This window comes from Kitasatospora kazusensis (assembly GCF_039529945.1).
GTDB classification, from domain to species: domain Bacteria; phylum Actinomycetota; class Actinomycetes; order Streptomycetales; family Streptomycetaceae; genus Kitasatospora; species Kitasatospora kazusensis.
Genome location: NZ_BAAANT010000047.1, coordinates 13,417 through 24,360, shown reverse-complemented (window position 1 = coordinate 24,360; position 10,944 = coordinate 13,417). Strand labels below are relative to the sequence as shown.

Sequence of the window (10,944 nt, the reverse complement as noted above, 5' to 3'; positions counted from 1 at the left end):
GGGTCAGTGCCTTCCGCTCTGGTTCACGTGCTCGTAGGTGTTCATCGGAGTGATCGGGGTATGGACGCTCGGCGACCAGGCCGGCGGCGTCACCGCGCTCAACTGGCCGTCCTGGCCGGTGAGATCGGACGTGACGCCGCTGTCGGCGCCCTCGTAGCCCTGGGCCATCACTTTCAGACCGTCAGCGATGTACTTCAGCCTGTCGGGCAGGCCCTTCAGCGCCTTGAGGGTGTCCGCGCTGTACTTCAGGTAGCCCTTCTCACCCTCGGCGAACTTCTTCCCCGACTCGTCCTTGCCCCACGGCGCCTGCGACTCCATGCTCGGCAGGTACGAGTTCAGGGCCGTGAACAACGTCATGACCTGCTCGGACGCGGCCAGCATCGGCGAGACCGCCGCCTGGTACTGCTCCGGGCTGACCTGGAAGCCCTGCCCGGCGCCGCTGCCACTGCCACTGCCACTGCCGGAGGACTGGCTCGTGCCCTGCAGTGCAGGCGTTTTCATCGCGACCGGCACACCCGGCTGCGCCCCCTCGACGGAGGCCGGAGCGCCCCCCAACTGCACCGCAGGAGTCGTACCCGGCAACCCCGACCCCGACAGCGCCACCTGCGCCGGGACGCCCTGGTCCGCCGGCGTCTGCGGTATCACCGTCCCGATACGCGGCGTGACGGCCTCCTCCGGATCACGCATCACTTGCGCCGGCGTCTCGCCCGGCGCCAACCCCTGCACCCCAACCCGCTCCCCCACCGGGTCACGCATCACCTGCGCCGACGACTCACCCGGCGCCAACCCCTGCACCCCAACCCGCTCCCCCACCGGATCACGCATCACCTGCGCCGACGACTCACCCGGCGCCAACCCCTGCACCCCAACCCGCTCCCCCACCGGATCACGCATCACCTGCGCCGACGACTCACCCGGCGCCAACCCCTGCACCGCAACCCGCTCCCCCACCGGATCACGCATCACCTGCGCCGACGACTCACCCGGCTGCGTGCCCTCGCGCATCTGCATCGGCTGGGCGGTGATCAGCTGCTCATGAGCGGGGGTGTACTCGGGCTCGGTCCGTTCGGCCGCGCGAAATTCCGGGGCTTGCTGGTCATCCATGACGCTTCCTCATCACCAGGGTGGGCCGACCGGTCCGGGGACCGTCCGTTCGGGCAAGGGATATGGGACGGCGGTTCACCGTCAGGCCGCCGGTGCGGCGGCGAGCTTGGCGAGCGCGGCGCGCATGAACGGGCTGGGCACCTGGTACCCGCCCTCCTCCAGCAGTCGCGGGGGGCTCGCCGGTGCGGCGGCGGGCATGGCTGGCGCGCTCTCGGCGCGTTCCGTACACGGCGCCTCGGCCGGCTCCGAGTCCGGCCGACCGCGACGGGACGCCACCGAGCGGGCCCGGTCGAGGTACGCGTCGTTCTCGCCGCCGCCACCGGCCGCCTGGTCCGTCGACGTACCGGAGCTCTCCGCAGCCTTCTCGGCACCGCCCTCCTCACCGGACGATCCGTCAGCAGTCGCCGCAGCAGCCGCATCCGGCCCGAGGATCGCACCCGCCAGCTGCGCGAGCAGGGCGTTCTCACTGGCCGCCGGCGCCTCCGCCGCCACGGCCTCCTCGGGCGCGCCCTGAGCCTGGCCGTGACCCTCCGTACGGGCCTCGTCCATCCAGCGCTGCCGCATCTTCTGCCACTGCTTGTCGCGGGGCTGGAGCTCCGTCGCCTGGCCGACCACGCCACGGTCGCCGCGCAGTGCCTCCGGCTCCTCCTCGCCCTCCTGCAGACCGAACCGGGTCGGCCGGGCGAACCTGCTGGCCTTCTTGCCCTCCTTACCCCCCTTGCCTCCCATGCCACTGGGCAGGTGCGGCATGCTCCCGCCCGGACGACTACCCGCCGCCCCCGCACCACCAGCCGCCCGACCGACAGCACCACCCGCAAGCGCACTCCCAGCAGCCGACCGCACGCCGGCCGCACCGACCGCAGCACCACCCAGCGCGCTGCCGGCTCCGCCGAGCGCACTGCCCAGCCCCCCGAGAGCGCCACCGAGACCACCACCGCCGCCGCCGAAGCCGCCACCCGCACCGCCACCGCCGCCGAGGCCCAGCGCGGCCCCGCCCCCGCCGAAGGGGGTCAGCCCGGCGCCACCGCCGAGACCCCCGCTGGGGTCGAAGCCCGGCAGGCCAGCCAGGGCGAGGCCCGGGGGCTTGCCGATGGAGCTGGGGTTGAAGACCGGCATACCGTTGCTGCTGCCGGGCCCGCCGAAGGACGGCATCGTCGGCATCTTCGGTACGAACGGCTGCAAGGCGGGCCCGTGCCCGCCCGCACCACCAGCGGGCATCTTCGGCAGGTGGCCGCCGTGCCCGCCCGCACCGCCCCCGGCGCCACCCCCACCGTCGCCGCCGGCCCCACCACCACCGTCACCGCCACCCGCCCCACCTGGAGCGGGCGGCGGCGTCAGGCCGTCGAGTCCCGTCCCGGGGCCGCCTGGCGGCGTGGACCCCGGACCCGTCCCACCCGGTCCGCTGCCGCCGGGACCGCTGGGGCCCGTCCCGGTCAGGGAGGCGGTCTTCCCAGCACCCGTCATCGCCTCGATGTGCCCGGCACTCTGCCGCAGCATCGAGTCGATGTTCGTCCCCACCTGGCCGACGTACGTGTGATACGTCTGCGCCGCCTGCTTCACACCCTCCGACTGCGCGACGTCATCGTGCTTCCCAGCCGGGTGACTGGCGATGTACTCCTTCGCGTACTGGAGCTCACCGATCATCTCGGTCTTGGTGTGCGTCACCGCCTGCGTCGCACCGCGCAACGACTGCGCCACCGCCGACGTCGCCTGCAACGTCGTCTGCGCATGCGAGTCCGGACGACCCGCGTACTTGTCCAGGTACTGCTGGAACGTGTCGGCGGCGGGCCCGGACATGCTGGCCACCGCCCGCCGCGCATTCGCCACGATCCCCTGGACATGGGTGTCCGCGACGGAATTCCACTTGTCCCAGGCCTGGGCGAGGTCCGCCAACAGGTCCTCGTTACCCGTGGGGAAGGCGATGTCCGTACCGTTCGGATTGCTCTGAACGGTCTTCAGCACGTCGGCGAGGTCGGACGGCAGCTCGATCATGACGAGTCACTTTCTTGGACGGACTGCCCGGCTGCGCGGGAAACGGCGGCAGTCGACGGCCGGTCGAGGCCGTCCTGGATGACGATTCGATGCCCCACCGGACTCGGACGATCCGGCGGGCGGGGGAACCCGTTCCACGGAACGGGTTCTGACGATCAGATGAGCTGACGCCCACCGGCGCCCGTACGCGGACCGGGCTCCAGCCGGGTGGGCGGCGGCTTGTTGTAGTCCAGGTTCGGCTTCGTCGGGTCCTGGTACCCCGAGTCCGTCACCGTCGTCGGAACCGGCCCGGGCGCCGCCACCGGAACAGCCACCGGGGTCGGCGTGCTGGTGGGCGTCCCCGGCGACGACGGCGCGCCGCCGTCCAGGACGCGCTTCATCTCCGAGGCCTGCAGGTCGTCCGTCGCACGGTGCTGCTCCACCATGGTCAGCAGGTTCTGCGCCATCGCCGCCGAGTTCTTCAGGTACTCCTGAATACCCGCCAGCACCTGCTGCTGGTGCTCCGCCAACCCACCCACCGAAGAACCCGCACCCGTCAACGCCTTGCCCAGCGTGTCCGTGCCGTACACCGTGGCCGTGACCTGCTTCACCACGGCCTCCAGGTCGTTGGTGGGCCCCTGGAGGTCGTCGACCATGCCCCGGATCAGCTTCGCGGCAGCCTCCACCTCCCCCAGGTCGATATGGAACGATGCGTCAGCCACGAGCCCTGCCCCCTTCACTCCAGCCCCCGGGGGCCACCAACCTGACCTGCTGCACTACCCGACCGCCCACTCCGGCCGATCGGTATCCATGACGCTTCCTCAGCAAAAAACCCAACACGGGAAAGAACCGACAGCGGGACGGCGGACAGACCGGAGGCAGGCCCGGCAGCCCCCCCGTTCGCGGCACGCCGCCGTTCCCTGCGGTGCGCCACTGCTGCCAGGTTCCGCGCACCGGGACCGGGGCGCCATGCCCCGGCGCCGGTCATCTCCGCCGCACCGGTCCGTACGGCCGGGCGGCCGGGCGGGCGGGCGGGCGGGCGGTCCAGACATGGAGGAGAAGGACGCCCGGACGCGGGGACACCGTCCCGCCGACCCCCTCGTGCCCCTGACACTCCAAGTCCGCCACCGAGGACTTGCGGGACGCGAACGGCGCGCTGGCCTTCGGCGCGGAGACGTCAGCCCGGGCGGATGTCGATGCGCTGGAGCCGATCGTGTGCGGGGTCCAGGACCGCAGGAAGTTCCGCCGGTGCGACACCGTCCTGGTGACGCTCGCCGTGAAGTCCGCGATCAACTCGGCGATCGTGCGGCTTACCCACCCCCACCGCGCCTGAGCCTGGCTGAGTGCGCCCGCGAGGTCACGACGCCGGCCGAGCTCGTCACCAGGCGGGAACCGTGACCGGCCGGAGCACACACCCCAGCAATCGGCGCCTCCTGCTGGCCCTGCTCTGGCACGTGGCGGTGCCGACCGCGCTCTTCCACGGGTGTGAGCACATTCGCCGCGCTGCTCGCGGGCGCGGGAGCGTCGCCTGGACGGGCTGGGGCCCTTCGTGGCGGTGGTGATGCTGCCGGGGGTCGCGGCCTCGTTGGTCAGCGGGAGCACCCGGTTCATGCCGGCGAAGGACCGGTTGGGTGACGGCTTTCGCCGGCCTGTGGTTCCTGGCGTCGGCGTGGGTAGCACGTCCGACGGCACTTCCTGGGACACCCTGTGGGAACGCGAACCGGCCTTCCGCCCGGATCTGGTGGGTGTACACCGTGATCTGGGGGGCCGCCATGCTCGTGGGCGCCGCCCGTTTCACGATGGCCTACACGCTGACGTCGGGCGGGGTACGTCCGTCCGGCAGGGGCAGGCCCGGCTGCGGCAGTGCTGCCGCAGCCGACGCCCCGTCAGGCTCTACTCGTGCCAGGCGGTCCAGTTGCCGCCGCCGTCACGGTCCCGGTACCACATGGTGTGGCCGTCGCCACCGATGGCGCCGATGGTGAAGGACCCCCCGTCCGCGTTGGAGATGGAGACCTTGCTCGTGAGGTACCCGCCCAGGGACATCCAACTGCTCATGCCGCCGTCGAGGTAGGTCCAGCGGCTCCACACGGCATGGTCCATGCCGATCACGAAGATCTGCGTGGTGCCGTCCTCGAAGGTGTAGAAGTTCTGCCCGCTGCCGTAGGCATCCCCGCAGTAGAACCCGCCGCCGAACTGCGGGCTGGTGCAGCTGCCGACGGTGTGCGGAGCCAGGGTGGTGGCCTGGGCCGGCGCGATGCCGATCCCGACGCCCACCAGCACGGCGGCCGCGACCACGGCAGTCCTGATCCTCTTCAACGGTGTTCCTTCCATCCGCACGACAGCCATGACCGTTCCTCCGATGTGACGGTGATGCCGACTCCCGCGCGGACTGCGCGGAAGCGCCTTCGAGCAACCCCAGGCCCGGGGCCGACGGCTGAGCCGCCGACAGCGGACAGGGGATGTCCGGCAGGCATTTCCCGCTCCACCCGCCGGCGATATCCGGTCCGCGTGAATGACAGTAGGGCGATCACCCTGAATGAAGTTTGAGGAGAGCTGAGGATTTCTTCAGACCTGGTGATCCGTCCACGAGGCAGTCTCCCTACCCCCACGGACCGGATCTTCCCGGCAATTCAGGCAACATCACTATGGACATGGCGAGTTGACTATGCTGACGCAATGCGATTGCTGATAGTCGAGGACGAGGTACGGGTGGCCGAACTGCTCGGCCAGGGCATGCGGGCCGACGGCTATGCCGTCGACGTGGCCTTCGACGGGCTCCGGGGGCTGGAGCTCGCGCAGTCCGGGGAGTACGCGGCGATCGTGCTCGATCTCATGCTTCCCGGCCTCAGCGGCTACCGGGTCTGCGAGGAACTGCGCCGCGCCGAGAATCCGGTGTCGATCCTCATGCTCACCGCGAAGAACGGCGAGTACGACGAGGTCGACGCTCTCGACTGCGGCGCCGACGACTTCCTCAGCAAGCCTTTCTCCTACCCGGTACTGACGGCCCGCCTGCGCGCACTCGTACGCCGTGGCGCCAGGGGGCGTCCCGCGGTGTTGTCGGCGGGCGACCTGCGGATCGACCCGGCGGCTCGCCGATGCACCGTCGGCGAACAGCAAATCCGGCTCACGGGAAAGGAGTTCGGAGTTCTTGAGTGTCTGGCCCGGCGCGTTCAGCAGGCCGTGGCGAAGGGCGAGATCCTCGACGCCGTCTGGGACTCGAACTTCCGCGGGGACGTGAACATCGTCGAGGTCTACATCGCGGCCCTGCGCCGAAAACTCACGGCCGCCGGGGCGGGTTGCGCCATCGAGACCGTCTGGGGCATCGGCTACCGGCTGGTTCCCCTTGCGCGCTGACCGCCTACGTCCCCTCTCCCGGCTACGGCTCTGGCGCCGACTCGCGGTCCGAACCCGGGCCGCGCTGGCATCGGCGGCCGCCGCCGCTCTGGTCTGCTCCCAGGCCAGCCACGCGGCGAGCCTCTATGTGCACGACAAGGTCCTGGCGATGTCGGTCAACCAGGCCCACCAAGAAGGGCGCAGCATCGCCCTCGCCTTGACGTTGCACCTGCCCGCGCCGCCGACCACCACTATCTCGTACGTGATGGTCGACCAGCGAGGAGAGTGGTTCAACGCCCGCAACCTCTTCGGCCTGTACGAGCTGGACACACACAGCGACCGGTTCACGGAACTGCCACCGGCCCCGGCCGACGCCACCGGCGCGTGGACGGACCCGACGTACATCGCCCGCTTCCCCGGCGATCCGGTCCCCGACGGTCCAACCCCCGAGGGTCCGAACCTCCACGGCTACCGCTCGCTGGCTGGTCACACCATCACCTTCTGCCGGTGGGCCGTCGGGCCGTTCACCACCGCGCAGCTGAAGATGTACACCGGGCGCGACGGTCTGCCGCCTCAGACGCTGGCGGTCTATATGCTGATCGATCCGACAGACGCCGACGTGGCCTCGACCGGGGTCAACCTAGTGCTTGACGGGTACTTCACCCCCCTTGCCACGCTGTTCGTCGCCCTGGTCGCCTGGTCGGTGACCGGGCTCGCGCTGCGGCCGGTGGAGGCGATCCGACGACGGATGGTCCGGATCGGTGACGGTGCCACCGACGAACGAGTTCCCGTCCCACCCGCCCGGGACGGCATCAGACGGCTGGCCGAGACGACCAACACCACGCTGGACAAGCTCGAACGGGCCCTGCTGGAGCAGCGCCGCCTGGTCGCCGACGCCTCGCACGAGCTCCGCAGCCCGCTCGCGGCCCTGCGCAGCTCGCTGGAAGTCCCACTGGCGCACCCCCACCGGGTCACCTCCTGGCCGGACGTCGTGACGGACGCGCTGAGCAGCACCAGACGGCTCCAGTCCCTCGCCGAGGACCTGTTGCTGCTCGCCCGCGCGGAGGAAGGGGAGCACGGCACCACGCAGACCGACACCGTCGACCTGAGCGACCTCGTCGCCGAGCAGATCGCCGAACGGACCCACGGCGGCGGCGTCCCACGGTTCCGGGCACCGCAGCTGGAGCCGGCCGTCGTCCACGGCCGGGAGGTGCTGGTCGGCCGGATCATCCGCAACCTGCTGGACAACGCGGCCCGCTACGCGGCCGACGAGGTCCTCGTCCGAGTGCGGATCGAAGCCGGCTGGGCCGTCCTGACCGTGGACGACGACGGCCCCGGCATAGCCCCGGCCGACCGGGAGCGGGTCTTCGACCGCTTCGTCCGCCTCGACCCCGCCCGCACCCGCTCCGAGGGCGGCGCCGGCCTCGGACTCGCACTGGTCCGCACCATCTCCCGCTCCCTCGGCGGCACCGCCGCCGCCATCGAACCAGGCCCCGGCGGCGGAGCCCGTCTGCTGGTCCGGCTCCCGACAGCACGTCACCCCGACCGTTCCGGGCCCGGCGCCACCACGCGCTAGCTAGCCCGACCCCGGCGCAGCGCCACGCCGCGGGGCCGGGGGCGGCCTGCCGCAGGCGCAGGACCACCGCCGTCCATCCCGTCCACCGCAGGCCGAACCAGCCGGCTCCGCCTGCGGTGGCAAGCGCCGTGAGCTGGTCAGTCTCCCTCGGCGAGGTGCCAGGGGACGCCTGCCTCGGCCTGCCCGATCAGATAGCGGATACCTTGGTTGTCATCGGGGTTGGTCCACAGACTGTTGCCGAAGACCGCCGCCGCCTTCGCCGTCTCCCCCAGGCGCCACCAGGTCAGGCCGAGGCCGTGCAGCGCCCGATGGAAGGGGCGGTTGTCCAGCTCCGACCAGGCGAGGACACCGGTGAACGCCTGTGGCAGTGACAGCTCGGCGACGGCGACGGCCGTCTGGTAGAAGCCCAGCGCCTCGGACAGGGCCCGCCCGTCGGCGGCGGCACGTGCGAGAGCGTCACCGCCCAGGTGCGCCCAGCAGTCGATCTGACGCGGGTCCTCGCGCACCGCGGCCGTCAGCGCCGCCCGGTAGGCCGCACCGCGCCCGGTACTCTCCCGCAGATCGAGTGCGCGGTCGACCGGCGGCCCCTCCTCCCCGACGTACGGGTCGGGCATCCGGTGGAACGGCCGCGGGCCCGCCTGGCGCACCGCGCGCCACCAGTCCCAGTTCGGTTTGCCGTCGCCGTCGCCGTCGGCTGCGGCGGACGGGCGGGCGCCCCATCCCTGCTCCGAGCGCGGATCGTAGTCCTCGCCGCCGAAGGCTGGGCTGGCCGGAGTGGCCCCGGCGCGTTGGATGCGTTCGAGGATGCGGCGGGTGTCGCACCGCTGGTAGCGGTCGGTGATCTCGGACAGGTACACGTAGCGCCGCCCGGGGCCGTCTTGTCCGTCCGTCGAAGGCGTCGGCAGCACGCGGCGCAGCCCGTCGAGGAGGTCGGACAGTACGTCCTCGGCCTGCTCGGCGGTCAGCGGCCACGACACCTTGAAGGCGCGCGGTACGTCGTGGGCGGGGTACCAGAGCGAGTCCTCCCTCAGGCCGCTGCGCTGCGCCAGCATCGTGCGCAGTTCGTTCTCGCCCACCGAGACGGCGGTTGTCATGGTCTCCTCGGTCCCTCCCGTGCGCCCGAAGCGCGGCCCTGCCAGGAGGCTATCCACCCGCTACCCCCGGTGTCGGTCCCTCGAACGGGTGATTGCGCCCGACACGGCACCGGTCCGGCAAGCCGTGGCTGCTACCGAGGGACAGCTGGCGCGGTGTCATGCGGCTCCGGGCGGGAACGGAAGGGCGCGGTGGGCCGGAGGTTCGCGGGTGCTGGGCCCGGCACCGGGGCGGACGGCGGCGCTGTGCCGGTTCGTTGGCCGGCGGGGAGTCCGGTGTGTGGGCACGCTGGCTGTCGGGTGACTGGCGCAGCGCGGTACGGGGGAAGGGGGTGGTGGGCGAGGACGGAGTCGAACCGGCACAGCCGAAGCGGGGGTGTTACAGACCCTTGGGCTCTCCAGTGCCCAGCTCGCCCTTGGCGGAGGAAGTGGAGGTCGAACCCACACGGGTGCTCGCGCACCCAGGCGGTTTTCAAGACCGAGGCCGGCGCCGCCTGCCGGCTGACTCCTCCAGTGAACTTCTCTGTTGCGCGGAGAGTACGCGGATCGAACGCGCGCGGGCTTGCACCCGACTACGGCTTAGCAAGCCGCTGCCTTACCACTCGGCCAACTCTCCCGGTGCCTGCGCTGCCGGACGAGGATTCGAACCCCGAGTCCCCTGATCCAGAGTCAGGCATGCTGCCAGTTGCACCATCCGGCACTGCGGCTGGGCGGCACACGAGAAAGGGCCGCCCGTACGGGGACCCATCCCCGGGGCGGCCCGGCGGTGAGGCCGGTGAAGCGCGCTACGAGGACGTCCCGCTGGTCCGGGAACTCGATGGGGAGCGCTGATACGAGAAGCAGGTGAAACCGTTCATCGTCGCGCTCCTTCCAGGTCGTCGTGCGCGATGGGCCCACTGTGACGCACGACTGCCAGCGGGGACAACGCATTTTCGGGCGGTCGGCCCAGCGGCGGAGAGGCAGGTGGCCTTGCGGCCCGTGGCCGGTGTGCCGTCTCGCCCCGGCGGGCGTCAGGCACGGCTGCTCGAGGACGGCGCGAAGGCGGGCGGCCTGGCGGCGACCATGGCGATGGTCCGGCACCAGAAGGCCCCGCTCGGACAGCGCCGCGACAAGCCGGCCCGCACCGCGGTTGCCGCCATGGAACTGCTGCCCACCGAGGCCATGGACACCGGTCCACGCGCTGTCGAGGAGCCCCGGGCACAGACCGCGAAGGCCGCTCGGGGCCGGGACTGTCTCCCGGTGACGCCCGGGTGACCCTGGGAATGCTGGGTGGGCGACCGCGGTGGTGATGGTGGTGCTCAGACGCAGCTGGGCGGTGGGGCATCCGACGGCGGCTTGGGACCGGCGTCCCGGCGGGTACGCCACGTCTGCTTGGATACCCCGATCGGCCGCCCTGCGACGCGGGTGGACGTCCGTGCCAGCTGCGGCCGGTGGTGGTGGGGTTCCGGTCTAACGAGTTACGGACGGTGCGGGGCGCCGTCCGGGCCTGACCTGCGTAGGTTCGCCGGCCTCAGCAGTCGTGGCGTGTCGCTTCGTGGGTTGGTGACCCGCCGCCCGGTAGGGCAGGCCTGTCGGGGCGGGCGGCCCTCGTCCCGGGCCCGGTGGCCAGGTGGTGGGAGTGCTGGCTCTGACGCCGCAGTTGCTGGTGGCGCCAGCGGGCGCGCCACCAGGCCAGCCGGTGCGCGGATTCCTGCGGGAAGACGGACTGGAGGGCGACGACGAGCAGGCTGAGGGCGAAGCAGCCGAAGGCGAGGGCGGTCAGCCACCACGGTGCTCCCGTCAGGGCCAGTGCGGGGGTGGACATGCCGCCGGCGACGGCAGTGATCAGTGGACGGTTTGCGTTCATGCGAGGTCTCCCCTGTCGGGCGG

Annotated in this window: 10 protein-coding genes and 4 tRNA genes; 4 read left to right on the top strand and 10 right to left on the bottom strand. The window is 71.7% G+C overall.

Translation table 11 applies throughout. The features are described from left to right. Positions 1 to 3: 3 nt before the first annotated feature. The 3 genes from ABD330_RS27685 to ABD330_RS27675 form a co-directional block, all read right to left on the bottom strand. Entirely contained in the window at positions 4 to 1,104 is a 1,101-nt protein-coding gene (locus ABD330_RS27685) for a hypothetical protein (protein WP_344468737.1), read from the bottom strand. Positions 1,105 to 1,185: 81 nt separating this feature from the next. Then, positions 1,186 to 3,096, bottom strand: coding sequence for a WXG100-like domain-containing protein (locus ABD330_RS27680; protein WP_344468736.1), 1,911 nt, complete (start codon positions 3,094 to 3,096; stop codon positions 1,186 to 1,188). A gap of 155 nt (positions 3,097 to 3,251) precedes the next feature. Beyond that, a complete protein-coding gene (locus ABD330_RS27675; protein WP_344468735.1) occupies positions 3,252 to 3,797 on the bottom strand; it encodes a hypothetical protein in 546 nt (181 codons plus the stop codon). A gap of 413 nt (positions 3,798 to 4,210) precedes the next feature. Here ABD330_RS27675 and ABD330_RS27670 point away from each other — a divergent pair, with 413 nt between their 5' ends. Then, on the top strand, positions 4,211 to 4,408 hold the full coding sequence (locus tag ABD330_RS27670) for a hypothetical protein (protein ID WP_344468734.1): 198 nt from the start codon (positions 4,211 to 4,213) through the stop codon (positions 4,406 to 4,408). Positions 4,409 to 4,968: 560 nt separating this feature from the next. Here ABD330_RS27670 and ABD330_RS27665 read toward each other — a convergent pair. Further along, on the bottom strand, positions 4,969 to 5,391 hold the full coding sequence (locus ABD330_RS27665) for a DUF8189 domain-containing protein (protein WP_344468733.1): 423 nt from the start codon (positions 5,389 to 5,391) through the stop codon (positions 4,969 to 4,971). Positions 5,392 to 5,751: 360 nt separating this feature from the next. Between ABD330_RS27665 and ABD330_RS27660 the strand changes: the two genes are divergently transcribed. After that, complete coding sequence (locus ABD330_RS27660; RefSeq protein WP_344468732.1) at positions 5,752 to 6,429, top strand: response regulator transcription factor; 678 nt, start codon at positions 5,752 to 5,754, stop codon at positions 6,427 to 6,429. Beyond that, positions 6,419 to 7,984 carry a sensor histidine kinase gene (locus tag ABD330_RS27655; protein ID WP_344468731.1) on the top strand — a complete coding sequence of 522 codons (1,566 nt, stop codon included), beginning with the start codon at positions 6,419 to 6,421 and terminating at the stop codon, positions 7,982 to 7,984. The genes ABD330_RS27660 and ABD330_RS27655 overlap by 11 nt, the downstream gene beginning before the upstream one ends. 137 nt (positions 7,985 to 8,121) lie before the next feature. Here the strand turns inward: ABD330_RS27655 and ABD330_RS27650 are convergent, their stop codons facing one another. The 5 genes from ABD330_RS27650 to ABD330_RS27630 form a co-directional block, all read right to left on the bottom strand. Continuing rightward, positions 8,122 to 9,078, bottom strand: coding sequence for a hypothetical protein (locus tag ABD330_RS27650; protein ID WP_344468730.1), 957 nt, complete (start codon positions 9,076 to 9,078; stop codon positions 8,122 to 8,124). A gap of 330 nt (positions 9,079 to 9,408) precedes the next feature. Further along, positions 9,409 to 9,491: transfer RNA gene (locus ABD330_RS27645), tRNA-Tyr, on the bottom strand. A 1-nt stretch (position 9,492) separates the two neighbouring features. Then, positions 9,493 to 9,587 (bottom strand) — tRNA-OTHER (locus ABD330_RS27640). Positions 9,588 to 9,606: 19 nt separating this feature from the next. Then, positions 9,607 to 9,691, bottom strand: a tRNA-Ser gene (locus ABD330_RS27635). 11 nt (positions 9,692 to 9,702) lie between these two features. Continuing rightward, positions 9,703 to 9,775 (bottom strand) — tRNA-Gln (locus ABD330_RS27630). Between the two features lie 287 nt (positions 9,776 to 10,062). Here ABD330_RS27630 and ABD330_RS27625 point away from each other — a divergent pair. After that, positions 10,063 to 10,329 carry a hypothetical protein gene (locus ABD330_RS27625; RefSeq protein ID WP_344468729.1) on the top strand — a complete coding sequence of 89 codons (267 nt, stop codon included), beginning with the start codon at positions 10,063 to 10,065 and terminating at the stop codon, positions 10,327 to 10,329. A 256-nt stretch (positions 10,330 to 10,585) separates the two neighbouring features. Here ABD330_RS27625 and ABD330_RS27620 read toward each other — a convergent pair whose 3' ends face one another. After that, positions 10,586 to 10,921 carry a hypothetical protein gene (locus ABD330_RS27620; RefSeq protein WP_344468728.1) on the bottom strand — a complete coding sequence of 112 codons (336 nt, stop codon included), beginning with the start codon at positions 10,919 to 10,921 and terminating at the stop codon, positions 10,586 to 10,588. Positions 10,922 to 10,944 lie beyond the last annotated feature (23 nt).